The organism is Glycomyces sp. L485, assembly GCF_022548875.1.
Taxonomy (GTDB): domain Bacteria; phylum Actinomycetota; class Actinomycetes; order Mycobacteriales; family Micromonosporaceae; genus Glycomyces.
The window spans coordinates 1-24,880 of the sequence record NZ_JAKZEW010000005.1 but is presented as its reverse complement, the minus strand read 5'-3'; the positions used below and the strand labels follow the sequence as shown (position 1 = coordinate 24,880).

Here is a 24,880-nt window from a genome sequence, read left to right as displayed (position 1 = left end):
ACCTTTGGGGCCCCATCGCATCGCGGTGGGGCCTCAGTCGTGCGCGAGGGGATTCGGTAGGCATACATCGTTCTCGATATATCACCGATAGATTAAATCGGTTCTCATACGAGCCGAGCACATTCCGGTCGTTCGCGCAATACCACCGACCCCCGAATCAGAACGGCGGTCCGCGGTACCGCGCGGACTACGGGAAGTCCATAGACTGTCAACAGGAAACCCGACAACCCGACCGATCTTGGAGCCTCCCATGGCAACCTCGCCCCAGGCGACGGTCCACTCCCCCGTGCCGCCCCCGCTCACCTCCATCCCGCGATCGGAGCGCTCACTGGCGCCCGACATCGCCCGCGGGGCGATGCTGCTGTTCATCGCCATCGCCAACGTCGCCATCTACCTGCACGGACATTCGCTCGACGACTACAACCACATCGCCGACGCCGCCGCCTTCGACCGCGTGGCGCTGTTCATCGAGCAACTCCTCATCGCCGAGCGCTCGCGCCCCATGTTCGCGATCCTCTACGGATTCGGCATGGCCGTCATGGCCTCGCGCATGTTCGGACGCGGCATGGACGCCAAAGGCGTCCGGAAGATCCTGCGGCGCCGCAGCTGGTGGCTCATCGCGTTCGGCTTCGTGCACGCCACGTTCCTGTTCTACGGCGACATCCTCGCCCCGTACGGCGCCACCGGCCTCATCGCGCTGTTCTTCGTCCACCTCTCCGACAGGAGCCTGCGGCGCTGGCTGTGGGGCAGCTCGATATACGTGGTGGTCGTGTCGCTCCCGGTGTTCGCCTTCTTCTACACCGCCGCCCCCGAGCCGGTGGAATTCGGTCTGCCGCCCTATGTCGAGCAGCTCCTCTTCGGTCCGATCGCCTCGATCGCCGGAACGCTCACCCTGGTACTCCTCGCGCTCTTCATCCCGCTGGTCATCGTCGGCATCATGATCCAGCGCGGCGGATGGATCGACCACCCCCGGGATCACCTGCCGCAGCTGAAGAAGACGTTCGCCTCCGGGATGGTCGTCAACGTCCTCAGCTCGCTGCCGTTCGCGCTCATCGGACTCGGTGCCTGGCACCCGTCGAACGGGATGCACATGGGCGCGGCGATCCTCACCGTGCTGGGCGGCATGTACGCCGGGCTCGGCTACATCTGCGGCTTCGCTCTGCTGGCCCACCGGCTGAGCGACTACGGACGCAAGGGCCTGCCCGGCGCACTCGCGGCCGTCGGCGAGCGATCGCTCACGTGCTACCTGTGCCAGTCGTTCATCATGGCGCCGCTCCTGGCCGTCTGGGGTCTCGGACTCGGAGACGGCATGGGCTACCTGGCCGCGTACGGCGTCGCCGCCGGCACCTGGGCCCTCACCGTGGTACTCGCAGTGTCCATGAGCCGCGCAGGCGTCCGCGGGCCGTTCGAGGTGCTGCTCAGGCGGCTCACGTACGGGCGTGATCGGACCACCTGAACCTTCGGCGGCCGGCTCACGACCGCGCCTTGAACGGCTTCGAGTCGGCACCGATCTGGGAGTACCAGATGCAGAAGACCATGATCGTCCAGATCTTCCGGGCGTGATCGTGGCCCTCGCGGTGCTCGCGCAGCAGCCGCCGGGCGTATTCGAGGTCGAGCAGGTGGCCGCAGCGGGCCTCCGCGACCAGGTGGTCGACCCATCCGAACATCGGCCCGGCCAGCCATTGGCGGTGCGGCGTGGGGAACCCCATCTTGGGCCGCTCGACGATCGCGGGCGGGACGAGCTTCTCGACCGCCCGGCGCAGCGCCACCTTGGTCCGGGTGCTGTTTCCTCTTCTGGTCCATCGGCGTCGCGTTCGCACTTGCAGTACGGCGGTGAGCACCCTGTGAGCCTGGTCGACCTGGTGCACGGGTCGTACGCCAACGACTACGTCATCCGCGACAACCTGTACTACCTGATCATGGCGACGGTCCCCGCGATACTGGGCTATCTCCAACGGACCCGCCACGACCTGGCCGGCCGGCCGGCCGGCTCGAGGAGATCACAGAGGCGCGCGAACACGAGCAGCAGCTGCTGACCGAGCAGGCGCTGGCCGCCGAGCGGGCCCAGCTGGCGCGCGAGATGCACGACGTGGTGTTCGCAGTTCGGGCTGATGAGCCTGCGCCAGCGCGCCGAGCTGCTGGGAGGGAGCCTCGGCTACGGCCCGACCGGCGGTGACGGCTGGCGGCTGGCGATGCGCGTGCCGCTCAAGGTCACCAGCGCCGCCCGGTGAGGCGCTCGTAGGCCTCGATGTAGCGCAGGCGGGTCGCGTCGACGATGTCTGCCGGTATCTCCGGCGCCTCTCCGGTGTCGGGCTTCCAGCCGGTGGACTTGGCCCAGTCGCGGACGTACTGCTTGTCGAACGACGGCTGCGACCGGCCCGGCTTCCACAGCTCCGCGTCCCAGAATCGCGAGGAGTCGGAGGTGAGGATCTCATCGGCGAGGCGGAGCGTGCCGTCCCGGTCGGTGCCGAACTCGAGCTTGGTGTCGGCGATGATGATGCCCCGGTCGGCGGCGATCTCGGCGCCGCGCCGGTACACGTCCAATGTCAGGTCGCGGACCTGCCCGGCGAGATCGGGGCCGAGGTCGGCGACCGTCTGGTCGAAGGTGACGGGCTCGTCGTGGTCGCCCACGGGTGCTTTGGTGGTGGGCGTGTAGATCGGCTCAGGCAGCTTCGAGCCGTCGACCAGGCCCTCCGGCAGGTCGATGCCGCAGACCGCGCCGGTGGCCCGGTAGTCGGCGAGTCCCGAGCCGGTCAGGTAGCCGCGGGCGATGGCCTCGACGGGCACCATGTCGAGGCGCATGACGCGCAGGGCACGGCCGGCGAACTCGGCGGGGACGTCGTCGGCGGACACCACGTGGTTCGGGACGAGGTCGCCGAGCGCTTGGAACCACCACAGGCTCAAGGCCGTAAGGAGCGCGCCCTTCTCGGGGATCTCGGTGGGCAGGACGACGTCGTAGACGCTGACACGGTTGGAGGCGACGATGATCAGGTCGTCGCCGTCGGCGTAGAGGTCGCGAACCTTGCCCTGGTAAATGAGTTCCACCACGTCATTACAGCAGCTCGGCATTCATCCGACGTCTCTTCGGCGAGACCGCTGTGCCGAGCGACACCTGCCGTCCGGACCGGTCCCGGCGTAGGCTGGTGCCGTGACTTCCGAACAGCCCGAGGGACGCCGGATGCTGCGCCTCGAAGCGCGCAATGCCGAAATCCCGATCGAGAAGAAACCCTCCTGGATCAAGGTCAAGGCCAAGACCGGTCCGGAGTACACCGAACTGCGCAGCCTCGTCAAGAGCGAAGGCCTGCATACCGTCTGCCAAGAAGCCGGCTGTCCCAACATCTACGAGTGCTGGGAGGACCGGGAGGCGACGTTCCTCATCGGCGGCTCGCAGTGCACGCGACGCTGCGACTTCTGCCAGATCGACACCGGCAGGCCCTCGCCGCTCGACCGCACCGAGCCGGCGAAGGTCGCCGAGTCGGTCAAGACGATGGGCCTGAAGTACGCCACGGTCACCGGCGTCGCCCGCGACGACCTCGACGACGGCGGCGCCTGGCTCTACGCCGAGACCGTCCGCCAGATCCACGCGGCGATCCCCGGGTGCGGCGTCGAGCTGCTCATCCCCGACTTCAACGCCGAGCCCGACCAGCTCGCCGAGGTCTTCTCCTCCCGCCCGGAGGTGCTGGCGCACAACGTGGAGACGGTGCCGCGCATCTTCAAGCGGATCCGCCCCGCGTTCACCTACGAGCGCTCGCTCGGCGTCATCACCTCGGCCCGCCAGGAGGGCCTGGTCACCAAGTCGAACCTCATCCTCGGGATGGGCGAGACCCGTGAGGAGATCTCGCAGGCGCTGCGCGACCTGCACGAGGCCGGGTGCGAACTGGTCACCATCACCCAGTACCTGCGCCCGACGAAGCGCCATCACCCGGTCGACCGGTGGGTCAAGCCCGAGGAGTTCGTGGAGCTGTCGGTAGAGGCCGAGGAGATCGGCTTCGCCGGGGTCATGAGCGGACCGCTGGTGCGCTCCTCGTATCGGGCCGGTCGGCTGTACAGGCAGGCGATCGACGCGCGCGCCGAAACTCCCTCGGCGAAGCTTTCGAACCGTGAATCGGCCCCTCCCGTAGCGGCGCGGGTCGCACACTAGACTTAAGAGCATGGCAAAGCAGCAGGAGAAAGAGTCCTTCGGGTCGAGACTGAAGACCATCGGTCTGGCCATCAAGTTCACCACGCAGCGGGACAAGTGGTTCCTTCCGCTGGAGGCCGCCGCGATTCTGCTGCCGTTCATCGCCGTAACCGCCCTGGTGATCTTCGCCGGGTTCTCGCTGCTGTGGTACGCCAGCGCGGTGTTCATCGCGCTGCTGGCCGGGATGATCGTGCTGAACATCCGCACCAGCAAGGTGGTGAACCGGGAGGCGGTCGGCAAGCCCGGCGCCGCCTACGCGCTCATCGACGGCATGCGCGGCTGGCACGTGACGCCGGGCGTCGCGGCGGTCTCGGAGACCCAGATGGTGCACCGCGCGGTCGGCAAGGCCGGTGTGGTGCTGCTGGGCGAGGGCGGCGGCAAGGCGCGGAAGCTCCTGGGCCAGGAGAAGAAGCGGATCTCGCGGGTGGTCGGCTCGACGCCGATCTACACGTTCATGGTCGGGGAGACGCAGGGCGACGACGTCTCGGTGACCGAGGTGCGCAAGCGGCTGACGAGGCTGCCGAAGAACATCGACGCGAAGTCCGCGAACCATGTCGCCAAGCGCCTCGACGCGATGGGCATGGGCATGGCGATCCCGAAGGGGCCGGTCCCGACCAGCGTGAACGCCGGCAAGGCGGCGAGGCGCGCGATGCTCAAGGGCCGCTGAACCGAGAACCGGCTGAACTACATACGAGACGGGCCGCGCCTGGGGGCGCGGCCCGTCTCGTCTTCTCAAGTCGTTGGGTCTGGTCTTCTCAAGTCGTGGGGTCGTCGGTTCGTCAGAACATCTCGCCGCTGTCGCGGCGGCGGCGCCAGCGCTCTTCCATGCGGGAGGTGAAGCCGCCCGGTTTGGGGGTCTGGGAGCCGCCGGTCGTGCGGGTGGCCTTGCCGTCGACCGCTTTCAGCGTGCCGGTGGTGGCTCGGCGTTGTGCCCACAGACCGAGGATCAGACCACCGAACATGAGCACTGCGCCGATCGGTGCGCCCCAATTCGCGGCGCCGGCGATGACGGTGCCGATGACTAGGCCGATGCCCATGACGGTGACGATGCCGGCCAGGATGAGCCTGCGCCGCGTCACATGCGCCGGATCGTGTGCGCGCACGACAGAGGCGAACTGCGGGTCTTCGGACAAGGACTGCTCGATTTCTTCGAACAGGCGTTGTTCGTGGTCGGAGAGCGGCACGACACTCCTCCTGCATAGTCTCGGCAGGCCCGGCGGCATCTCGACGGGCCTTGGTGCTTGTGGTTTTAAGTCTACGAGCCTTTCGCCAAAGGCGGAAGGCAGTTCGTCCTTGAATCTGTCCGTTCTCACCTTAGTGAGTCCGGATACCCGCAGGACTGTGGTCCTAACCTATGTCGCGGGGCTCTCGCCGCCTCTAGTCGCTATCGGAGCGGCGCAGCCGGCCGGCGGAGCGGACGGCGCCCTTCCCGAATTTGGCGGTGGCGACGTCGATGGCGGTCTCGATGTCGCGCCAGCCGTGTTCTGGCTCGCCGAGAGCGACTTGGCGGCCGACGGCGGAGGCCTCGACCAGGTGATCGAGCTTCACACCGATGAGCCGGACCGGGGCGGTGGCGGCGGCGTCGGCGAGCTCGCGGGCGACGGCGTGGATCTCGTGGCCGACGTCGGTGGGTGCCGGGAGCATGCGGGAGCGGGTGATGGTGCGGAAGTCTCCGAAGCGGATCTTGACGGTCACGCCGCGACCGGCCCAGCCCGCCGCGCGGGCGCGGGAGGCGACCTTGCGCGAGAGCTCCAGGAGGGTGGGTCCCCAGGCGGCGGCGTCGGGGGCGTCGTGGCCGAAGGTGGTCTCGTTGCTGATGGACTTCTCGACGCGTTCGGGGCGCACCGGTCGGGGGTCGATATTGCGCGAGAGCGCGTACAGGTGTTCGGCGGAGGCGGTGCCGACGGAGGCGGCGAGGCTGTCGGTGGAGAGCCGCGCGATGTCGCCGACGGTGCGCATGCCTAGGCGCCCGAGCTTCTGGGCGGTCTTCTCGCCGATGCCCCAGACGGCGCGGATCGGGAGTCGGTGGAGGAACTCCAGTTCGGTCGCCCGCGGCACGATGCCGAGGCCGTCGGGCTTGGCCGCCTCCGAGGCCAGCTTCGCCATGAATTTGGTGGAGGCGATGCCGACGGTGCAGGTGATGCCGTGCTCGGCGTTGACGCGGGCGCGGATGTCGCGGGCGATCCGGGCGGGCGGGCCGATGAGGCGGCGGGCGCCGGAGACGTCGAGGAAGGCCTCGTCGACCGAGATCGGCTGGACGTGCGGGGTGTACTCGCGGAAGATCGCCATGACCGCGCGGGAGACCTCGCCGTAGGGGGCGGTGGGCTTCATGAACACGCCGTTCGGGCAGCGGCGGCGGGCGATGCCGGTGGGCAGCGCGGAGTGGACGCCGTACTCGCGGGCCTCGTATGAGGCCGCGGAGACGACGCCGCGCGGTCCGAGCCCGGCGATGATGACGGGCTTGCCGCGAAGGCTCGGGTCGCGCGCGATCTCCACGGACGCGAAGAAGGCGTCCATGTCGACGTGCATGATGGCGATGCCTTCATCGGACAGATGCGGACCGATGTACTCATCGAGGTCATTGGCCACGTCCGAATCGTAGCCGTCGGGTCCGACATCCGGGCGGTTCAGCCGGTCCGGTACGACCACAGGGGGACCGCCATCTCCGCGGCCGTGAGGCCGCCGTGCTGGCCGATGAGGCGGGCGACGTGCGGCGGCTCGCCCTCGACGCCGACGATCGCGAACGTGTCGCGGCAGGCCACCACCAGATCGCCGACCCTCGCCCGGTTGGCATCGGTGACCTCGGGGCCGAACCAGCCGCGGTCGATCGCCTCGTCGCGGCCGATGATCTCGGCCCGGCCGGCGACGGCGGCGCTCCAGGCGGCGACCACGTCCTCTCTCGCGCCGTTCTCAGTGTGCAGGTACCGGATCCGCCCGTCTCCGGCGATCGCCTCGACCCCGGCGAGCAGCTCCGGGTGCTCGTCGACGTGCAACCGCTCGGTGAGGTTCACCATGCCGTGGTCGGCGGTGACCATGAGCGCCGCGTCCTTCGGCAGGTAGGCGATCAGGTCGTCGACGGTCTTGGCGACAGCGGCGACGGCGTCGAGCCACTCCGCCGAGCCGATCCCGTAGAAGTGCCCGGCGGTGTCGACGTTCGGCAGGTAGGCGTATACGAGGTTCCGGTCGCCGCGGGCGAGCGCGCCGACCGTCTCGGCGGCGACCTCGGTGGGCGTGGCGGCGGGGAGCCAGTCGGCGCCGCGGTAGATGGCCCTGGTCAGGCCGGTGTCGCGGAAGGCGCCGTCGGAGACGACCGAGCAGACGACGCCGTCAGCGGCGGCGCGCTCGAAGCAGGTCGGGGCGCGCTGCCAGGTCTCGGGTTCGGGGTTGCCGTCCCAGCGGATGTGGGTGACCAGGTCGCCGGTGTCGGGGACGCGGAGGGTGAAACCTATGATGCCGTGCTGCCCGGGCGGAATGCCGCAGGCGAGGGAGGCGAGGCTGATCGGGGTGGAGGAGGGGACGGTGGCGGTGATGGGGGCGAGGGTGCCGATCTCGCCGTTGTGGACGGCTTCGACGGTGGCGCTGGCCTGGGCGGCCTGGCGCAGCAGGTGGTAGCCGAAGCCGTCGAGGAGGAGCACGGCGACGCTCCGGACGCCTTCGAGTTCGCTCCGGCCCAGCAGCGCCCCGTCCGTGCCGCCCGGGACGCCCAGGGCCGCAAGAGCGGCGGGCATGACGTCGGCGAGAGTGCCGGTGCCGTAGGCGGGCCGAAGCGGCTCCAAGTGCGGGTTCGAACGCATGGCCCGAGGCTAGCCGGTCGGGTGAGGAATCGGCCACAAGACAGAGCCGGCCGCCCGGTAGGCGACCGCGACAGGTCATCACTGACCACGCGGGTGGCGTCCAGGTTGGAGTCGCCTCGGTCGCGGCTCCAGGTGCGGCCGGAGTCGGCGCGGAACCGTGCAGGCGCCTACTCCCGTGGGCGTATGGGCTTGCGTGCCAGCAGGTGGATCTGCGTGGCCATGTCGCGGAACGGGATCCTGGCGGCCGTCGCGAGCTCGAACTCGCGCAGGTCCTCCCCCGAGCCGGCATCGACGCCGACCGCGGTCGAGGGGATGAGGTCGCCGACGACGCCGACGCCGTGGACCTGCTCGGTGACCAGGCCCGAGGCGCCGATCAGGGCCGTGAGCGTCGCGGTCTCGAAGCGGCGCTTGATCGTGTCCTTGCCGTCGATGATGCCGTCGACGTCGACGAGCAGATCGAGCGCGGTCGAGAAGTGCCCCATGAGGGCCTTGCCGAGGACGGCGGCGATCCGGTTCCCGACGAGGATGCTCACCGCCCCGCCCTGCGCGCAGGAGGTCGAGAGAGCATCCAGCGCGATGTCGGGGTCGTCGATCACTTCCAGCACCGAATGGCACAGCACGAGGTCGGCCGATTCGGGCTCGACGACGTCCGGCAATTCGTCGGCGTCGGCCTGGACGGCGGTGACCCGGTCGGTCACGCCCGCGTCGGCGGCTCGCTGACGCAGCGAGGCGAGCGCGTTCGCGGACGGTTCGACGACGGTGACCTCGTGGCCGAGCTCGGCGAGCGGCACGGCGAAGCCGCCCGAGCCGCCGCCGACGTCGATGATGTTCATGCGCGCGCCGGTGCCTGCGGCGAATCGCTCGATCTCGGCCGACAGCACCGACCACACGACGGCCACGCGGGGATGGTGCGTGGTCTCGGCGCTCTCCTTGGGAATGTCGACCATGGCCCTCACCCTATCCTCTGCTAGTCGCGCAGATATGGCGGATTGCGCCGGATCCGGCGCAGGTACGCCGGGTTGTTGACCAGGTAGCGGCGCCACAGGCGCTTCGGTTCCTTGGTGAGCCGGAAGAACCATTCCAGGCCGTTGCGCTGCATCCACGGCGGTGCCTGCGGGATGAGACCGGCGTGGAAGTCGAAGGCGGCGCCGACACCGAACAGGGCCGGAGCGTTGAGCTTGTCGCGGTGCGCGGCCATCCACCGCTCCTGTTTGGGAGTGGACAGCCCCACCCACACGAGTTGGGCGCCGGAGTCGTTGATGCGGGCGACGATCTCGTCGTCCTCGGCCTCGGTGAGGGGCCGGAACGGCGGCGAGTAGGTCCCGGCGATCTTGACGCCGGGGATCCTCTCGGCGAGCTTCTTGGCGAGCAGTTCGGGCACGCCGTCCTTGCCGCCGTAAAGGAACGACGACCAGCCGCGCTCGGCGGCGCGGTTGAGGACGCCCAGCATGAGGTCGGGCCCGTAGACGCGGTCCATCCACTCGGCGCCGGCCTTGCGCCCGGCCCACACCATCGGCATGCCGTCGGGCGTGGTCAGCCCGGAGGCGTTGTGGATGCCCTTGAGTTCGGGGTCCTTCTGCGATTCCATGACGCCGTGCACGCCGGTGACGCAGACGTAGCGGCGGTCGCCGTTGTCGACCCAGCGGGTGACCTCGGCGAGCGCCATGGCCTGGTTGATCGTGGAGACGCCGACGCCGAGGACGTCGACTCTTCGGAGCTTGGGGTCGGCCATCAGAGGTTGTACTTGGCCTTGACCTGGTCGTAGACCCACTCGTAGGTCTTGGCCATGCCTTCGCGGAGGCTGATCGAGGGCTCCCAGCCGTAGTACTTCTGGATGAGCGTGTTGTCGGAGTTGCGTCCGCGCACGCCCAGGGCCCCGTCGACGTGCTTGAGCGTGATGTCGATTCCGGCGATGTCGGCGACGAGGTGGTACAGGTTGTTGATGGTGGTCATCTCGGAGGAGCCCAGGTTGAGCGGCTCGGTGACGTCGCCGCGCGTGAGCATCTTGGTGCCCTGGACGCAGTCGTCGATGTAGGTGAACGAGCGGGTCTGCTCGCCGTCGCCCCAGATCTCGACCTCGGTCTCGCCGGTGAGGGCGGCGACGGCGATCTTGCGGCAGGTGGCGGCGGGGGCCTTCTCGCGGCCGCCGTCCCAGGTGCCTTCGGGGCCGTAGATGTTGTGGTACCGGGCGATGCGGGTCTCGAGGCCGAAGTCCTCACGGAAGTGGCGGGCCATGCGCTCGGAGAACAGCTTCTCCCAGCCGTACCCGTCCTCGGCGTCGGCGGGGTAGGCGTCTTCTTCCTTCAGGGGGGCCAGGTCGGCCTCGGTCTGCTTGTATCCGGCGTAGACGCAGGCCGACGAGGAGTAGAAGAAGCGGCCGACCTCGGCGTCCTTGGCGGCCTGGAGCATGTGGGTGGAGGGCAGGACCGAGAGCATGCACAGGGCCTTGTTGTTCTCGATGAAGCCCATGCCGCCCATGTTGCAGGCGAGGTTGTAGACCTCGGCGGCGCCGTCGCCGACGGCCTCGCGGCTCGCGCCCAGGTCGGCCAGGTCCCGCTGGAGGTTCTCGACCTCGGAGTGGACCTGGTACCACTGGTCGAGCGGCTTGACGTCGACGGCGCGCACGGTCTTGCCCTCGGAAAGGAGGTCCGACACCAGATGTCCGCCGATGAATCCGCCTGCTCCCGCAACTACCGCGTCAACCGCCATCGTCACTCCTCATGCATTCGTACGGGGAATAGAGAGCCTTCAGCGTACCTGGACGCTTCGCGGGCCCACCAATCGGGAAATAGGGTCTCAATCACCTCTGAGCAGATGAGCGGGGCCGACCCGGTACAGGTCCGGGGCGGTGTCGGCAGCGATGGCGCCGTCGACGCGCGGAGCGATGCAGTACAGGCGCGCGGGCGGGTCGCCGAGGAGCCGCCGGACGTGCCGCAGGCGCGCCAGCTGCTTCTCGCGCATGAGGAATCCCCAGCGTATGGTGCCGAGTCCGACGATCGTTCCGTCCGCGCCGAAGGCGGCGACCTCAAGGGTCCGCAGCTGCCTGAACCTCGGGTCGGGCACGACGATGCGGGTGGTCAGGTCGGTGTCGGGCGAGCCCAGGGCCCATTCGCGGGTGAGGCGCGCGTACTCGGCGCGGCACACGTAGCGGTCGAAGCGCGAGTGGATCATGCGCCAGAGCTTGTCGGAGATGTAACCGCGCCGCCATCTGGCGAGGTGCTCGGCCATCATCGCGTAGTAGAAGCGAGCCAAGCGGTCCTTCATGGTCCAGAAGGGATTGTCTGGTTCGAGTGGGTTGGCGTCGGCGCGCACGACCCCGGCCTGCTCGAGGGCCTCCAGCATCGTCTGCAGGTCGGCCGCGGCGAGACCTGACAGGGACACCAGGTCTTCGAGGAAGCGGGGTCGCACGGTGATCAAGCCGAGGACCTTCTCGGTCTGCTCGTCCGGCCGCTCCCCCAGCAATCGCTCCACGGCGTGCTCGCACCGGCCGAACAGCGGGTTGCCGGAGTTCAGGAACGTCGACTGGACCCATCCCGCGACCTCCTTGACAGTCCCCGGCAAGTCGCCGACCTGGGCGAGCAGGTCCGAGTCGGACCCGACGAGTGCGTGGACGCTGATGGCGGCCTCGGCATCGGCGATGCCGAGAGCGTTGACGGAATCGCGCAATTCGCTCATGATTCCAGCAGCTTATACATGATGTGCATCCCGACCAGTCCCAGCTCGGGGTGCCGGAAACCCTCGGGGACGGTCGCGAGCGTCTCGAAACCCAGTGAGCGCCAGAGCTTCACAGCGCCGGTGTTGGTCTCGACGACGGCATTGAACTGCATCGCATGGAACCCGTCCTTCACAGCGCGGTCGAGCGCGGCCTCCCCCAGGGCCCGTCCGACGCCTCGGCCCCGGAAGGCCGGATCGACCATGAACCCGGCGTTGGCCACGTGCGAGCCCTGGCCCGGAAGATTGGGATGGATCTCGACGGTCCCGGCGACCCGTCCGCTCTCGGCGACGCCTGCGCAGCCGTCACCCGGCTCCGTCTCGGCGACCAGCCGCGAGGCCGGGCGCTCGCGCTCCATCCAATACGCCCTGGCCCATGCCTCCGACGTGTCGCGGGGCCACGGATAGGTCTCCCCCGCGGCGATGATGGGCCGCGCGAAGGCCCAGATGGGGGGCCAGTCATCAGCCTCGGCGTCCCGAATCCGCATGGGCCGAGGATAACCTCGGAGGCTGCCAGTCGGAGAGCGACGTCGCCCGGTTCGACAACCAGGTGTCGGGAACGGCCCGCAGCAGCCCCCTGGTGACCCCGGGGCCGCCCGAGGCGATCACATGCGCGCGCCTCGACAGCCGCGCGACCCGCCGGATCCGCGCCAGCCTCGCCCGCTCATAGGCGTGCAAGGCATCGGGGATCGACTCGGGGCTGCGCCGCAGCGCCCACCCGAGCGTCACCGCGTCCTCCAGTGCGAGGCTCCCGCCCTGGGCGAGGATCGGCGCCACGCCATGCGCGGCGTCGCCCATGAGCACGACCCCGTGGTTGCCATCGGAGTAGTGGAGACTCGAAGGCATCGGCCACACGAACCTGACCGCCTGCTGCGTCAGCTCCGAGGGCCTGGTCGCGGCGATGTACTTGCCCACCGGCGAGGGCCAGTCGGCGAACCAGCGGTTGATGAGCTCGTGCTGGATCTGCGGCGACTCCGGGCGCATCCCGCCGGGCACCGTGGCCCACCAGCAGGCGCCCGCCTGGCCGAGATCGCCGTAGCCGAACCGGCGCCGGTCGGGCCCGTACATCTCGACGGCGTCGGAATCGCGTTCAGGGGCGCGATGGGCCGGGATCGTGGCGCGGAAGGCCACCACCCCGGCGTCGACCGTCGGGGCGCCCTTCGCGACGACCTCGCGCGTCGGCGAGTCGATGCCGTCGGCGGCGATGACGAGGTCGGCGTCCCAGCGGCGGGTGGCGTCCCCGGCCGCAAGGTCGACCAGGTCGATCCGGGACACCTGCGTGGCCGGATACACCTCGACGTCGCGGCCGAGGTGCGAGACGAGCGTCTCGTAGAGCACCGCGTGGTGGACCATCACCGACGGAGTGCCGTCGTCGGCGCCGAGGACCGCCGAGGTGAAGGAGCCTTCGACGCGCTCCTCGGCGCGGAGCTCGAAGCGGTTCACCGGCGTGCCGCCGGCGTCGAGGGTCGCGTCGATGCCGAGCGCGCGCAGCGCGCGGACACCCGAGACCCACAGGAGCATCCCGAGGTTGTCACCCCTCAGCCGCTCCCGCCGCTCCAGCAGCGCCACCCGCCAGCCGAGCTTCGACAGGACGATGGCGCTGGCCAGCCCGGCCACGCCGGCGCCGACGACTACGGCTCTACGGTTATGCACATTGCACCTGCCCGGGGAAAGCGGCGGAGATCAGCGGTCGTCGCGGCCCGGGCCCGCCTCGGCGGACTCGGCTTCGCCGTCTGGTTCACCGTCGGGCTTCTCGGCCTCAGGTTCGGTCTCCTCCAGCTCGGTGCCCTTCGGCAGGCGGCCGCCGACGTATCCGGCCTGCTTCGCCTCGGCGGAGTCCCAGTCGACGGTGACCCGCTCGCCGGCGGCGAGCACGAACACCTGGCGGTCGCCGCGCACGCGCAGGAGGTAGATGATCGCGCCGACGATGATGACGACGCTCATCCACTGGTTCAGTCGCAGCCCGCCGAAGGCCTCGGCGGGGTCGATGCGCAGGCCTTCGATCCAGAAGCGGCCGAGGCCGTACAGGGCGACGTAGAGGGCGAAGGCGCGGCCGGCCCCGAACTTCCACTTGCGGTCGGCACCCCACGCGACCAGGGCGACACCGAGGTTCCACACGAGTTCGTACAGGAACGTCGGGTGGAACGTCGAGTACTGGCCGAATCCGGAGACGCGGTGCTCCAGGTCGATTTCGACGGCCCAGAACGCCTCCAGCGGCTTGCCGTACAGCTCCTGGTTGAACCAGTTGCCGAGCCGCCCGATCGCCTGGGCGACCGGCAGGCCGGGAGCCAGCGAGTCGGCCACCATCGCGAACGGGAGCTTGAGCTGGCGGGAGGCGAACCAGACGCCGACGCCGCCGAGGAGGATCGCGCCGGGGATGCCCAGGCCGCCCTCCCAGACCGCGACGATCTTCCACGGGTCGCCGTCGGCCCCGAAGTAGGCGTCGGGGCTGGTGAACACGTGGTAGAGGCGGCCGCCGACGATGCCGAAGGGCACCGCCCACACGGCGATGTCGAGCACGGCCCACTTGGGGGCGCCCCGGGAGCGCATGCGCGCTTCGGTGATCCAGCAGGCGGCGACGATGCCCGCGATGAGCGCCAGTGCATAGGCTCGGATCGGAATCGGTCCGAGATGCCAGACGGATTCGCTCGGGCTGGGTATCAATGCGAGGTCCACGTCGAAAACCGTATAGGACCCTCTAGCGGCGGACGCCTCCGGCCAGCTCGGTTGTCAGCTCGGCGAGGCGCTGGTGCCCCGAGGGGACGTCGTCGGTCTCCAGGTAGCAGCCGACGATCGCGGACCCGACGATGACGGCGTCGCCGTAGGAGGCGACCTCGGCGGCCTGGTCGCCGTCGCGGACGCCGAGGCCGACGCCGATGGGCAGGTCGGTGTGGGCACGGGTGCGCTCGACGAGTTTCGGCGCGGCGGTGGAGGTCGCGGAGCGGGCGCCGGTGACGCCCATGACGGACTGGGCGTAGACGAAGCCGCGGCAGGCGGCGACGGTGGAGGCGATGCGCTCGTCGGTGGACGAGGGCGCGACCAGGAAGACCCGGTCGAGGTCGTGCGCGTCGGAGGCGGCGAGCCACTCGTCGGCCTCGTCCGGGATGAGGTCGGGCGTGATGAGGCCGGCGCCGCCGGCCGCTGCGAAGTCGGCCGCGAAGCGGCCCGTGCCGTAGCGCTCGACGAGGTTCCAGTAGGTCATGATGAGGATCGGGACGCGGCCGGAGACGGCCTCTACGACCTCGAAGACCTGGCTCGTGCGGAATCCGGCGTGCAGGGCCCGGTCGGCGGCCTTCTGGATGGCGGGGCCGTCCATGACCGGGTCGGAGTAGGGCAGGCCGACCTCGATGATGTCGGCGCCGTTCTCGATCATGATGTCGATGGCCTTGATGGAGTCGGCCAGGGTGGGGAAGCCGGCCGGGAGGTAGCCGACGAGGGCGGCGCGTCCTTCGGCTCTGGTCTTGGCGAATGCCTCGGCGGTTCTCACTGGTCGTTCCCCTTGTCGAAGCCGAAGTAGTCGACGACGGTGCCCATGTCCTTGTCGCCGCGTCCGGACAGGTTGACCAGGACGAGCGAGCCCGGCTCGAGTGTCTTGTCCTCGGCCAGTCGGAGCGCGCCGGCGAGGGCGTGGGCGGATTCGATGGCGCAGATGATGCCCTCGGTTCGGGCGAGCTTCTCGAGCGCGGCCATGGCCTCGGCGTCGGTGACCGGCTCGTAGGCGGCACGGCCGGTGGCGGCGAGGTGGGCGTGCTCGGGCCCGACACCGGGGTAGTCCAGGCCGGCGGAGATCGAGTGCGACTCGATGGTCTGGCCGTCCTCGTCTTGCAGCACGTAGGTGCGGGCGCCGTGGAGGACGCCGATCTCGCCGGCGGTGATGGTGGCGGCGTGGCGGCCGGTCTCGTAGCCGTCGCCGCCGGCCTCGAAGCCGTACAGCTTGACGTCGTCGTCGAGGAAGGCGGTGAAGGCGCCCATGGCGTTCGATCCGCCGCCGACGCACGCGGCGACGGCGTCGGGCAGCCGTCCGGTCTTGTCGAGCAGTTGGGCGCGCGCCTCGTCGCCGATGCCGCGGCAGTAGTCGCGCACGACCATCGGGAACGGGTGGGGCCCGCCGACCGAGCCGATGAGGTAGTGCGTGTGGTCGACGGAGGCGACCCATTCGCGCAGCGCCTCGTTCATCGCGTCCTTGAGAGTCCGCGAGCCGGTGGTGACGGGGACGACCTCGGCACCGAGGAGGCGCATGCGGGCGACGTTGAGGGCCTGGCGGCGGGTGTCCTCCTCGCCCATGTACACGGTGCATTCGAGGCCCATGTAGGTGGCGGCTGTGGCGGCGGCGACGCCGTGCTGGCCCGCGCCGGTCTCTGCGATGACGCGGGTCTTGCCCATGCGCTTGGTCAGCAGGGCCTGGCCGAGGACGTTGCGGATCTTGTGCGCGCCGGTGTGGTTGAGGTCCTCGCGCTTGAGCCAGATCTCGACGCCGGCCGCTTCGGAGAGCCGGTCGGCGCGGTACATCGGCGAGGGCAGGTTGCCGTAGTCGCGGCCCAGGGCGGCGAGCTCGGCCTGGAACTCGGGGTCTTCGAGGGCCTTGCGGTGGGCGATGTCGAGCTCTTCGAGGGCGGCGATGAGCGCCTCGGGGACGAACCGTCCCCCGAACTCGCCCCAGTGGCCTGTCAGATCCGGCTGCGGCACGGTTCTCCTCCTAGATCGGTCGCGGCGTCGCCGGGTGCGACCCGGCGGTGACCAGTTCGGCGACGGCGTCGCGCGGGCTCTTCTGCTTGACCACGCCCTCGCCGACGAGCACGGCGTCGGCGCCCGCCGCGGCGTAGCGGATCAGGTCGCGGGTGCCGCGGACGCCCGATTCGGCGATCTTGACGACGTCGCGGGGCAGGCCCGGGGCGATGCGCTCGAACACCGAGCGGTCCACTTGGAGCGTAGTCAGGTCGCGGGCGTTGACGCCAATGACCTTCGCCCCGGCGGCGAGCGCGCGGTCGGCTTCGGCCTCGGTGTGGACCTCGACGAGCGCGGTCATGCCCAGGCCGGTGACCCGGTCGTGGAGGGAGACGAGGGTGTCCTGGTCGAGCGCGGCGACGATGAGCAGGACGACGTCGGCGCCGTGGGCCCGCGCCTCCAGCACCTGGTAGGGGGAGACGACGAAGTCCTTGCGCAGCAGGGGGACCTGGACCTTCTTGCGGACGGCGTCGAGGTCGTCGAGGCTGCCTTTGAAGTAGTTCGGCTCGGTGAGGACGCTGATGACGGCGGCGCCGCCGGCGGCGTACTCGGCGGCAAGCACCGCGGGGTCGGGGATGTCGGCGAGCGCGCCTTTGGAGGGGGAGGCGCGCTTGACCTCTGCGATGACACTCACACCGCCGCCGTTGAGGGCGGCGTAGCCGTCGAGCGGGGCCTCGGCGCGCTCGGCGGCCTCGCGGATCGCCTCGATGGGGACTTCGTTCTGGCGCCGCTCGAGGTCGGCGCGGACTTCGGTGATGATCTGCTCCAGCACGTTCACCTAAGATCGTCCCTTCTCCTGCGCCGTTGCGGTGATTTTAGGCGACGAGGGGTCCTGACCGGAGTCGAGGGCGTTCCACAACTTTGCCGGATCCTCTGCTACGACGTCGCCGTCGACCGGGTTCGAATCGTAGCGGGCCTCCGGCTCGGGCCAGCGCCCGGAGCGGAGCATGGCGGCGGCCCCGGCGGCGGCGACGACGAGCCCGGCGGCTGCGAGACCGATCGGGGCGGCGCCCTTGTCGAGGTGGAATGCGCCGGCGAGGGCTACGGCGAGGCCGGCGAGCATCGCGAGCGCACCGGTGACGCGCCGCATCCGGCGCCCGACGGCGAGCATCGCGAGGAACGCGGCCCCGGCGGCGAGGGCGCACGGCAGCGCCCAGGCGGCCAGGTCGGTGCCGGTCTGGGAGGCTGTGGTCTCCATTCCGGCGGCGTTCTCGACGGTCTCGGAGGCCCATTCGCGGGTGGCGGCCAGCGCGGCGGCGCCGACGGCGGCGAGCCCGACCAGGAGGGTCCTGGCCCGCTCTGATCCTGCGCTCATGCGATCTGCCTTCCGGTGAAGCACGTCCGGGTGCCGGTGTGGCAGGCCGGGCCGGTCTGCTCGACGCCGAGCAGGACGGTGTCGCCGTCGCAGTCGACGGACACCGACTTGACGGCCTGGTGGTGGCCCGAGGTCTCGCCTTTCACCCAGTACTCGCCGCGGCTGCGCGACCAGTAGGTGGCCTTGCGGGTGGCGATGGTGCGGCGCAGCGCTTCGGCGTCCATCCACGCGAGCATGAGGACTTCCCCGGTGTCGTGCTGCTGCGCGATCGCGGGCACGAGGCCCTCGGCGTTGAACTTGAGGTCCGCGATGGCGTCCTCGCTGGTCTGTTGGCCTTCCACGTCTACTGATTCTGACGTCTCTCACCTCGAGGCCGCCACCCGGGCCCGGGTCGGGGCGGATCATGGGATTCTTGCGTCATGAATCGTCCCTTTGTGATCGTTTCGGCCGCGGTGAGCATCGACGGCTTCCTCGACGACGACTCCGACAAGCGGCTGACGCTGTCGAACGCGGCCGACCTGGACCGGGTGGACGAGGTGCGGGCGGGGGTGGACGCGATCGCGGTGGGCGCGGGCACGATCCGGGCGGACGATCCGCGGCTGCTGCTGCGCTCGCAGGAGCGGCGGGCTCGGCGTGTGGCCGAGGGCCGGGAGCCGTCGCCGATGCGGGTGGTCTTCTCCCCTTCCGGTGATCTGGATCCGAGGGCGCGGCTGTTCAACAGCGGGGAGCCGGTCCCGGTGATCTACACCAGCGAGGTCGGGGCGCGGCTGTGCCCGCTCCGCGGCCGGACCGACGGCCCGGCCGCGGAGGTGGTGGCGACCGATCAGAACACGGTCGACCTGCGGATGGCACTGGAGGACCTCGCCGGGCGGGGGGTGCAGCGGCTGCTGGTCGAGGGCGGGGGCATGGTCCATACGGCGTTCCTGGCCGAGGACCTGGTTGACGAGGTCCATCTGGCGGTGGCGCCGTTCCTGCTCGGCGAGCGGGGCGGGGCGCGGTTCGTGCACCCGGCGCCGTTCCCGCAGTCGCCGCGGCGGCCGCTTCATCTGGTGGAGACGAGGGCGATCGGCGAGATAGCGCTGACGGTCTACCGTAGAGCCGATGACTTACTCGACCGGAGATACGGTGCGCCCGCTCGGGCGATCGGGAGGGTTCGGCGCTGCTAGGTTGTTGGTGTCCCTGCGGCGGAAGGATTTCTCATGAAGGCGATCGTGGTGGAGCAGACCGGCGGCCCGGGGGTCATGCGGCTCCTCGAAGGCGAGGACCCCGGCCCGCGCCCCGGGCAGGTGGCGGTGCGCGTGGCCGCGGCCGGTGTGAACTTCATCGACACGTATCACCGTTCGGGCGCCTACCCGGTGCCCCTGCCGTTCACGCCCGGCCTCGAAGGCGGCGGGACGGTGGTGGCCGTAGGCGAGGGCGTCGACCAGTTCGGGCCGGGCGACGAGGTCGCCTGGGCGCAGGTGCCGGGTTCCTATGCGGACATCGTGGTGGGCAAGGAGTCGGACTTCGTGCCGGTACCGCCGCTGGTGTCGCTTGAGACCGCCGCCGCGGTGATGCTCCAGGGTCTGACGGCGCACTACCTGTGCAACACGGTCCACCCGGTGGCCGAGGGCGAGACGGTGATCGTCCACGCCGCCGCAGGAGGCGTCGGACTGCTGCTGACGCAGATGGTGAAGTACAAGGGCGGCAAGGTCATCGGCACGGTCTCCACGGACGCGAAGGCGGAGCTTGCCCGTTCGAACGGCTGCGACCACGTCCTGTTCTACGAGGACTTCGGCGAAAAGGCCCGTGAGATCACCGGCGGCGAGGGCGTGGCCGCGGTCTTCGACGGGGTCGGCAAGGACACCTTCGACGAGAGTCTGGCGTCGCTGGGCCGCAGGGGGACGATGGCACTGTTCGGCCAGGCGAGCGGCCCGGTGCCGAAGTTCGACCCGCAGGTGCTCAACACCCTCGGTTCGCTGACGCTGACCCGCCCGAAGCTGGGCGACTTCACGGCGACCAGGGAGGAGTATCTCCAGCGCACCGCCGAGGTGTTCCAGTTGATCGAGGACAACAACCTGCACGTGAGAGTCGGCGACACGTTCCGCCTGGACGAGGCCGCGGAGGCCCACCAGGCGCTTGAGAGCCGCAAGACGACCGGCAAACTCCTGCTGATTCCCTAGGGTCACGTTGCCAGGAGGCCGCAGTCGCGTCTTGCGGCTGCCGGATCCCCGCGACCGGGGCACTCGTGCTCGCCGTCCGAACCCTGGCTGACCCGCCGGCCCTCGGATTCTGCGGCCGCGCGCAGCACCGGCCGACTGTAGTAGGAATCGTCGCCGGGGCGAAACCGGCCGCCGCGACGGTCGCAGTGCAGTTCGTATTCGTTGGTTCCGTCGAGAGAGATGTGGATTCGTCCGCTCAAGTGGGTGGCTCCATGCGGGCCGCCCGGCGCGCCGCAGGAAGGCGCGCCGGTGCGGCGGGTCGTCGCTGCTCGATTAGGTGCATGCCGAGCTGGACGAGGCCCGCGCCCGCCTGGAGCACCACGAGACTCCGTGACGGATGACCCTAAGACCGACGTCGACTAGCTCGAGCGGGTCTGCTCGATCCAGGACCCGTGGAGCCCCGCGTACACGGAGTCCTTCCTAGCGGCCAGTTCGGCGTGGCGGCCGTGCTGAACGAGGTCGCCGCCGTCAAAGACGAGGATCTCGTCGGAGGTCTCGGCCGTCGAGAGGCGGTGGGCGATGATGACCGTCGTCCGGCCGCGTGTGACCGCGTCCAACGCGGACGACAGGCGCAGCTCGGTGGCGGGGTCGACCGCGCTCGTCGCCTCGTCGAGGACCAGCAGGTCCGGGTCGGCCACGTAGGCGCGCACGAGCGAGACGAGCTGGCGCTCGCCGACGCTCAGGTTCGCGCCGCTCTCGCCCAGCTCGGTGTCGAGTCCGTTCGGAAGCGCCTCGACCCAGTCGGTGAGGCCGAGCTCGGAGAAGGCCACGTAGATCTCGGCCTCGCCGATGTCGGGCTTCGCGAAGCGGACGTTGTGGGCGAGCGTGCCGTTGAACAGGAAGCCCTCTTGCGGGACCATCGTGACGCGCCCGCGCAGCGAGGAGAACCTGACGTCGGTCAGCGGGGTCTCGCCGATCACCACCCGCCCCGAAGTCGGGTCCATCAGCCGCGTCAGCAGCTTCGCGAAGGTGGTCTTTCCCGAGCCGGTCTCCCCCACCACGGCGACCTTGGTGTTCGGGCGGATGTCGACGTCGATGCCGTGCAGGACCTCCTCGCCTCCCGGATAGGCGAAGCGGACGTCCTCGAAGCGGACCCCGAGCGGGCCTTCGGGGAGGTCGACCCCGTCGACGGGGTCGGCCACGTCGGGCTCGGTGTCGATGATGTCGAGGACGCGCCGCCAGCCCGAGACCGCGTTCTGAGCCTCGTTGAGCGTCTCGGTGCCGATCACGACCGGCTGGGTGAACAGCACGACCAGGAACAGGAACGCGGCGAGTTCGCCGACGGTCATCGAGCCGCCCGCGACGAGGAAGGCGCCGAGGACGACCACGACCGCATTCACTCCGAAGTAGACGAGCTCGCCGGCTCCGAAGGAGAACGCCGAGCGCCTGATCGCCCTCGTCTGGTCCTTGCGGTGCTCCTCGATCGAGGCGTCGAGCCGCTCGCTCGTGCGCGAGCCGACGCCGTAGGCGCGCACGGTGCCCGCGCCGACGACGGACTCCGAGACTGCCGAGAGCAGCTTCGCGACGCTGCGACGCACGTCGGTGTAGGCCGAGGCCAGGTGCGCCTGAAGCCATTTGATCAGCCAGGTGACGGGGATGAACACGACCCACACCACGATCGCCAGCGGCCAGGAGTAGACGGCCATGACCACCGTCGCCACCAGGATCTGCGCCGTCGAGGTCACCAGGACCATGCCGCCCTGCTGGAGGAACTGGCTGACCTGGTCGATGTCGGTCGTGACGCGGGCGGTCAGCGCGCCGCGCCGCTCGGACTGCTGGTGCAGCATCGACAGGTCGTGGATGTGGCGGAAGGTGCGGCGGCGCAGATTCGCCAAGGCGGTCTCGGAGACGATGAACAGGCGCCGGTTCATCAGGAAGTTCGCGGCGGTGGTGATCGCCAGGACGGTGATGCCGACGGCGGTGACCCCGAGGACGAAGCCGAGGTCGGGCCCGGCGTCGGTGAACAGGCCGTTGTCGAGGACCTGCTGGGCGGCGATGGGCACCACGAGGCGTCCTACGGCGGTGATGCAGGCGAGGACGACGGTGAAGGCCAGTCCCCTGCGCAGCTCGGGCGATAGCCGCAGGCCGCGTTTGAGGGTGTGGAACGGGCCGGGCTCGGCGTCGGTCGTCTCGGTGGTCACGCGACGTTCTCCTCGTCGAATTCACGCTCGGCTTCGGCCTGCTCGTAGGCGGTGACGAGGTCGGCGTACGGCTGGTGGGTCTCGAGCAGCTCGGTGTGGGCGCCCCGGGCGGTGATGCGGCCGCCGTCGAGGAAGACGACCTCGTCGGCAAGGGCGATGGTGGCCCTGCGGTAGGCGACGACGAGGACGCTGGCGACCTCGGAGGAGGCCTTGAGCCCCGAGAGGATCCGGGACTCCACTCTGGGGTCGATGGCGCTGGTGGCGTCGTCGAGGACGAGCAGCCGAGGGGAGCCGGCTAGGGCCCTGGCGAGCGTGAGCCGCTGACGCTGGCCGCCGGAGAGGGTGGTGCCCCGCTCGCCGACCTCGGTGTCGAGCCCGTCCTCGAGGTCGGCGACGAACTTGTCGGCGCCGGCCGCGGCGAGGGCCTCCCACAGCCGGGAGTCGTCGGCGCTCTCGCGGCTCAGCGCGAGGTTGGCGCGGACGGTGTCGTCGAAGACGAACGGGATCTGCTGGACGAGCGCGGTGGTGGCGGCGAGTGCGGGGTGGGTGAGTTCGCGCAGGTCGACGCCGTCGAGGCGGACGGCGCCGCGGCTTGGGTCGATGAGGCGGGCGGCGAGGTGCGCGAGTGTGGACTTGCCGGAGCCGGTGGCGCCGACGAGCGCGACGGTCTTCCCGGCGGGGACGGTGAAGGTGACGTCGCTGATGGCCTCGCCGCCGTCGGGATAGGAGTAGGCGACCGAGTCGAATTCGAGGCTCGCCGGGCCCGCGGGCGTCGCCGGCTCCCTCTCGCCGTAGTCCATGTCGCCGGTCGCGGAGAGGACGTGGTCGACACGGCCGCGCCCCACCACGGAGGTGGGCAGGTCACCGAGGACCCAGCCGATCGCCCGGATCGGGAACGCGAGGACGGAGAACATGAACGCGACGGTGACGAGCTGTTCGAGGTCCAAGGCTCCCTGCTGGTAGCGGGCGAGGCCGACCAGGAGGGCGAGGAGCGTGCCGAGTTCGGGGAGCCCGGCGATGGCGGGCTCGAACGCGGCCCGCAGGCGCCCGACGCCGATCATCGCGTCCCGCAGCTCGGTGGCCGAGCCGGTGAACCGCTCGGTCTCGGCGGTCTCACGGCCCATGGCCTTGACGACGAGTGCGCCGTCGAAGGACTCGTGGCCGACAGCGGAGACCTCGGCGCGCAGCTCTTGGGCGCGCTTGGCTCGCGGGGCCATCTTGGAGGCGAAGACGGCGTTGAGAGCGAACAAGGTCGGGAACATGCCGAGCGCGACCAGGGCGATCGCCCAGTCGACGAGGAAGAACACGACCATGGAGACGGCGAGCATGAACAGGGTGCCGCACGCGAACGGGAGCGGCGCGAGCGGCCTGGTGGCGGCCTCGACATCGGCGTTCGCGTTGGACAGGAGCGTGCCGGTGGGGTGCTTCTGGTGCCAGGAGACGGGCAGGGCGAGGTAGCGGCGGGTGACCTGGCGGCGCCAGTGAGCCTGGACGCGGAACATCATGGCACCGGCGCCGATGCGGCGGGCGCACATGCTGGAGAAGCGGATCGCGGAGGTGCCGAGGAGGGCGCCGACGCCGAGCGCGACCGAGCCGAGGGCGACCTCGCCGTTCTCGTAGGCGGGGACGGCGACCTGCGCGACGACCCAGCCGACGACGGCGGAGACGAACAGGGTGGTCGCGGTGTTGACCATGGCGCCGACGGCGCCGATCGCGAACAGCTTGGGTTCGATCCTGATCATGTCCCCGATGTTGCGCAGTCCCCGGCGGAGGATGCTCGATTCTGCCGAGGGCGGTGCGGCAACGTCAGTCATTGGGCTCTCCGAGGTGGGTATCGACCTGTCTCCTAGCCGTGCGGCAGGCAAGGCGCCGCCTGCAATCATGCCTCGAGGCCAGGAGAACGGCAACCAGATTCACCGGTACTGCCATCACCGACCCCGTGTCCGCTATGGCGTCGCAGCACGGAACATGCTGGCCTCGATGTCACAGTCCCGACAACAGCATGAAGATCGCATCTTCGAGGGACGGTAAGCCTGTCGAGCCCGGCAATGGCCACGGGGGCGTTGGCGGGGTAGGTGTGTGGCGGATGCCCCTTCTGCGCCAAGAGCAGCAGCGATGACGAGGTACAGAGGTGGGCGGGCTGGGTCTCCGAAGAAGGGTCCGCTTCACGCAGGCTTCAGACGAGGCGGCGACGAAGGAGCTGAGTGGAGGTCGGGGGTGCCCTGTCGGCCACGGAGCTCGGTCGTGGGGAGCAGGAGCGGGAGCGGGAGCGGGACTCTCGGGTCCGGTTCGGCGGCTTGCGGCGGTGGCTGGGGTTTCGGGGGCTGTGCGGGGGTGCGGTGAGGGGATGCCTGTTCGGGGCGGCCGGGTGCGGGTTTCGGGCCAGTCGGGTGCGGAGGCTTGGGGCACTTTGGGTGTGGTGTTCTGGCCTGGACACGGGGAATGGCTCGAAGCCGTTTCCGGTTTCGAGCTGGCGGCTGTATAAGGCGCCTTCCCCGCCGCGGCCTCCCGCGGCGGGCAGGTTAAGAACGGGATGGGATCTTCGATCAGGTTCGAGCGCACCGGGATCAGCGGTTTATTCGTCTTCGGATGTACCAGGCGCATCGCCGCAGCCGGTGCCGCCGGTGAGGCCGCACCTGCTGGCGGTGTTGCTGGTGTGGGGGCGTGCTCGTCTTCGGGGCGGGAGCATCCGCCCGGTCCGGAGCCCGGATCGAAGTCCTGTTCGGAGTCCTGTTCGGAGTCTCGCTTGGGTCCGGTTCCCGTTCGGGGACTGTGTTCGGGTCCGGTGTTCGGTTCGGTCTCTGCCTGCGGTG

Annotated in this window: 25 protein-coding genes and 1 pseudogene; 6 read left to right on the top strand and 20 right to left on the bottom strand. The window is 70.0% G+C overall.

Features of this window, described 5'->3' with window-relative positions; genetic code table 11:
- Window positions 1-250 precede the first annotated feature (250 nt).
- Window positions 251-1,456 (top strand): DUF418 domain-containing protein, encoded by a 1,206-nt coding sequence (locus L0U85_RS04700; protein ID WP_241376604.1) that lies wholly within the window; start codon window positions 251-253, stop codon window positions 1,454-1,456.
- Between the two features lie 16 nt (window positions 1,457-1,472).
- Here the strand turns inward: L0U85_RS04700 and L0U85_RS04695 are convergent, their stop codons facing one another.
- Window positions 1,473-1,841 (bottom strand): asparagine synthase-related protein, encoded by a 369-nt coding sequence (locus tag L0U85_RS04695; protein ID WP_241376603.1) that lies wholly within the window; start codon window positions 1,839-1,841, stop codon window positions 1,473-1,475.
- Between the two features lie 99 nt (window positions 1,842-1,940).
- Between L0U85_RS04695 and L0U85_RS21080 the strand changes: the two are divergent.
- Window positions 1,941-2,095 (top strand): annotated as a pseudogene (locus L0U85_RS21080) (two-component sensor histidine kinase); the annotation flags it as partial.
- A gap of 116 nt (window positions 2,096-2,211) precedes the next feature.
- Here the strand turns inward: L0U85_RS21080 and L0U85_RS04685 are convergent.
- Complete coding sequence (locus L0U85_RS04685) at window positions 2,212-3,045, bottom strand: phosphoribosylaminoimidazolesuccinocarboxamide synthase (protein ID WP_241376601.1); 834 nt, start codon at window positions 3,043-3,045, stop codon at window positions 2,212-2,214.
- Window positions 3,046-3,178: 133 nt separating this feature from the next.
- Between L0U85_RS04685 and lipA the strand changes: the two genes are divergently transcribed.
- Complete coding sequence (gene lipA, locus L0U85_RS04680) at window positions 3,179-4,141, top strand: lipoyl synthase (RefSeq protein ID WP_277605399.1); 963 nt, start codon at window positions 3,179-3,181, stop codon at window positions 4,139-4,141.
- Window positions 4,142-4,151: 10 nt separating this feature from the next.
- Entirely contained in the window at window positions 4,152-4,847 is a 696-nt protein-coding gene (locus tag L0U85_RS04675; RefSeq protein WP_241376599.1) for a DUF4191 family protein, read from the top strand.
- 112 nt (window positions 4,848-4,959) lie between these two features.
- Here the strand turns inward: L0U85_RS04675 and L0U85_RS04670 are convergent, their stop codons facing one another.
- The 15 genes from L0U85_RS04670 to hisI all read right to left on the bottom strand — a co-directional run bounded on the left by L0U85_RS04670 (window position 4,960) and on the right by hisI (window position 18,066).
- Window positions 4,960-5,364, bottom strand: coding sequence for a DUF3040 domain-containing protein (locus tag L0U85_RS04670; RefSeq protein WP_241376598.1), 405 nt, complete (start codon window positions 5,362-5,364; stop codon window positions 4,960-4,962).
- A 193-nt stretch (window positions 5,365-5,557) separates the two neighbouring features.
- Window positions 5,558-6,769, bottom strand: coding sequence for a DNA polymerase IV (gene dinB / locus L0U85_RS04665; RefSeq protein ID WP_241376597.1), 1,212 nt, complete (start codon window positions 6,767-6,769; stop codon window positions 5,558-5,560).
- A gap of 38 nt (window positions 6,770-6,807) precedes the next feature.
- Entirely contained in the window at window positions 6,808-7,974 is a 1,167-nt protein-coding gene (locus L0U85_RS04660; RefSeq protein WP_241376596.1) for a nucleotide pyrophosphatase/phosphodiesterase family protein, read from the bottom strand.
- Between the two features lie 167 nt (window positions 7,975-8,141).
- The gene (locus tag L0U85_RS04655) at window positions 8,142-8,921 is read right to left on the bottom strand and encodes a methyltransferase domain-containing protein (RefSeq protein ID WP_241376595.1); all 780 of its coding nucleotides are present in this window, start codon (window positions 8,919-8,921) and stop codon (window positions 8,142-8,144) included.
- Between the two features lie 20 nt (window positions 8,922-8,941).
- On the bottom strand, window positions 8,942-9,706 hold the full coding sequence (locus L0U85_RS04650) for a WecB/TagA/CpsF family glycosyltransferase (RefSeq protein WP_241376594.1): 765 nt from the start codon (window positions 9,704-9,706) through the stop codon (window positions 8,942-8,944).
- On the bottom strand, window positions 9,706-10,683 hold the full coding sequence (locus tag L0U85_RS04645; RefSeq protein ID WP_241376593.1) for an NAD-dependent epimerase/dehydratase family protein: 978 nt from the start codon (window positions 10,681-10,683) through the stop codon (window positions 9,706-9,708). The genes L0U85_RS04650 and L0U85_RS04645 overlap by 1 nt, the downstream gene beginning before the upstream one ends.
- An 87-nt stretch (window positions 10,684-10,770) precedes the next feature.
- Window positions 10,771-11,649: a hypothetical protein gene (locus L0U85_RS04640; RefSeq protein ID WP_241376592.1), complete on the bottom strand. Its 879-nt coding sequence runs from the start codon at window positions 11,647-11,649 to the stop codon at window positions 10,771-10,773.
- Window positions 11,646-12,173, bottom strand: a complete 528-nt coding sequence (locus tag L0U85_RS04635) for an N-acetyltransferase (protein ID WP_241376591.1) — start codon at window positions 12,171-12,173, stop codon at window positions 11,646-11,648. The genes L0U85_RS04640 and L0U85_RS04635 overlap by 4 nt, the downstream gene beginning before the upstream one ends.
- A complete protein-coding gene (locus L0U85_RS04630) occupies window positions 12,148-13,338 on the bottom strand; it encodes an NAD(P)/FAD-dependent oxidoreductase (protein WP_241376590.1) in 1,191 nt (396 codons plus the stop codon). Before L0U85_RS04630 ends, L0U85_RS04635 begins: the two co-directional genes overlap by 26 nt.
- Before the next feature lie 30 nt (window positions 13,339-13,368).
- A complete protein-coding gene (gene lgt / locus L0U85_RS04625; RefSeq protein ID WP_241376589.1) occupies window positions 13,369-14,361 on the bottom strand; it encodes a prolipoprotein diacylglyceryl transferase in 993 nt (330 codons plus the stop codon).
- Window positions 14,362-14,383: 22 nt separating this feature from the next.
- Window positions 14,384-15,172: a tryptophan synthase subunit alpha gene (gene trpA / locus L0U85_RS04620; protein WP_241376588.1), complete on the bottom strand. Its 789-nt coding sequence runs from the start codon at window positions 15,170-15,172 to the stop codon at window positions 14,384-14,386.
- Window positions 15,169-16,371, bottom strand: coding sequence for a tryptophan synthase subunit beta (gene trpB / locus L0U85_RS04615; protein WP_241376587.1), 1,203 nt, complete (start codon window positions 16,369-16,371; stop codon window positions 15,169-15,171). The genes trpA and trpB overlap by 4 nt, the downstream gene beginning before the upstream one ends.
- 10 nt (window positions 16,372-16,381) lie before the next feature.
- Window positions 16,382-17,188, bottom strand: a complete 807-nt coding sequence (trpC, locus tag L0U85_RS04610; protein ID WP_241376586.1) for an indole-3-glycerol phosphate synthase TrpC — start codon at window positions 17,186-17,188, stop codon at window positions 16,382-16,384.
- Window positions 17,189-17,725, bottom strand: a complete 537-nt coding sequence (locus L0U85_RS04605) for a Trp biosynthesis-associated membrane protein (protein WP_241376585.1) — start codon at window positions 17,723-17,725, stop codon at window positions 17,189-17,191. It lies immediately after the preceding gene.
- Window positions 17,722-18,066, bottom strand: coding sequence for a phosphoribosyl-AMP cyclohydrolase (gene hisI, locus L0U85_RS04600; protein ID WP_241376584.1), 345 nt, complete (start codon window positions 18,064-18,066; stop codon window positions 17,722-17,724). The genes L0U85_RS04605 and hisI overlap by 4 nt, the downstream gene beginning before the upstream one ends.
- A gap of 78 nt (window positions 18,067-18,144) precedes the next feature.
- On the opposite strand from hisI, the gene L0U85_RS04595 reads away from it, so the two are divergent.
- Together L0U85_RS04595 and L0U85_RS04590 are read left to right on the top strand one after the other, a co-directional pair.
- Window positions 18,145-18,891 (top strand): dihydrofolate reductase family protein, encoded by a 747-nt coding sequence (locus L0U85_RS04595; protein WP_241376583.1) that lies wholly within the window; start codon window positions 18,145-18,147, stop codon window positions 18,889-18,891.
- A gap of 33 nt (window positions 18,892-18,924) precedes the next feature.
- Entirely contained in the window at window positions 18,925-19,887 is a 963-nt protein-coding gene (locus tag L0U85_RS04590; protein ID WP_241376582.1) for a quinone oxidoreductase, read from the top strand.
- A 2-nt stretch (window positions 19,888-19,889) separates the two neighbouring features.
- Here L0U85_RS04590 and L0U85_RS04585 read toward each other — a convergent pair whose 3' ends face one another.
- The 3 genes from L0U85_RS04585 to L0U85_RS04575 form a co-directional block, all read right to left on the bottom strand.
- Window positions 19,890-20,126 (bottom strand): hypothetical protein, encoded by a 237-nt coding sequence (locus L0U85_RS04585; RefSeq protein WP_241376581.1) that lies wholly within the window; start codon window positions 20,124-20,126, stop codon window positions 19,890-19,892.
- 159 nt (window positions 20,127-20,285) lie between these two features.
- Window positions 20,286-22,067: an ABC transporter ATP-binding protein gene (locus L0U85_RS04580; protein WP_241376580.1), complete on the bottom strand. Its 1,782-nt coding sequence runs from the start codon at window positions 22,065-22,067 to the stop codon at window positions 20,286-20,288.
- Window positions 22,064-23,881: an ABC transporter ATP-binding protein gene (locus L0U85_RS04575; RefSeq protein WP_241376579.1), complete on the bottom strand. Its 1,818-nt coding sequence runs from the start codon at window positions 23,879-23,881 to the stop codon at window positions 22,064-22,066. The genes L0U85_RS04580 and L0U85_RS04575 overlap by 4 nt, the downstream gene beginning before the upstream one ends.
- Between the last annotated feature and the right edge of the window lie 999 nt (window positions 23,882-24,880).